The organism is Desulfovibrio piger, assembly GCF_012843875.1.
Taxonomy (GTDB): Bacteria; Desulfobacterota; Desulfovibrionia; order Desulfovibrionales; family Desulfovibrionaceae; genus Desulfovibrio.
Map to the genome: position 1 here is coordinate 1 of NZ_JABAFY010000126.1, position 572 is coordinate 572.

General features: G+C 30.9%; 1 protein-coding gene. It reads right to left on the reverse strand.

Going from position 1 to position 572, the window contains the following annotated elements:
* On the reverse strand, positions 1-348 hold a 348-nt coding region (locus HF854_RS12435), incomplete at its 3' end, for a DUF2515 family protein (protein WP_168936562.1).
* Positions 349-572 lie beyond the last annotated feature (224 nt).

A 572-nucleotide genomic window follows, 5' to 3' on the forward strand; every position in this document is an offset into this window, starting at 1 on the left:
TAGTAGTAACTGTGGAAATGCATCTAAGAAAATAATCCAATTAGCCTGTTCATATATGAGAAACAAATGTTTTTTTACTAATCGAGGCAAAACAGTAGCATAATATCTTCCTTCTAAATCAGTCATATTCCAGCCTGCATTTCTCGAAACCATACTCGCTAAAAAAGACCACCTGATTTCACTATTTCTTACATAAAATTTTTGATACGATTGTGTCCGAGAAATGTTGTCCATATTAGCTATTTCTGTTTTCTTTTTAATAGTGTGAATGATTGCTTTTTCTTCTTTTGTACAAACCATATTTTTACGATATTGTTTTATTTTTTCGTAATCATTCCATGTAAACATAAATAAGTCATCATGCCTTTCTTCAAAAAGGTCACATCTTTTTTCATTTTTTGATATAATCACCTTTGTAAGTAATTCTTAACAAGTTGGGAGTGGACACACTATGACCATTCGTTACCCAAATGGAAAAAGGTACAATCAAGCTTCACTACCTCCTAAAACACAATAAAAAAACATACTTATAGTAATAGAGGTATGTCCCTTGAAGAGGAATTGAATGAAAC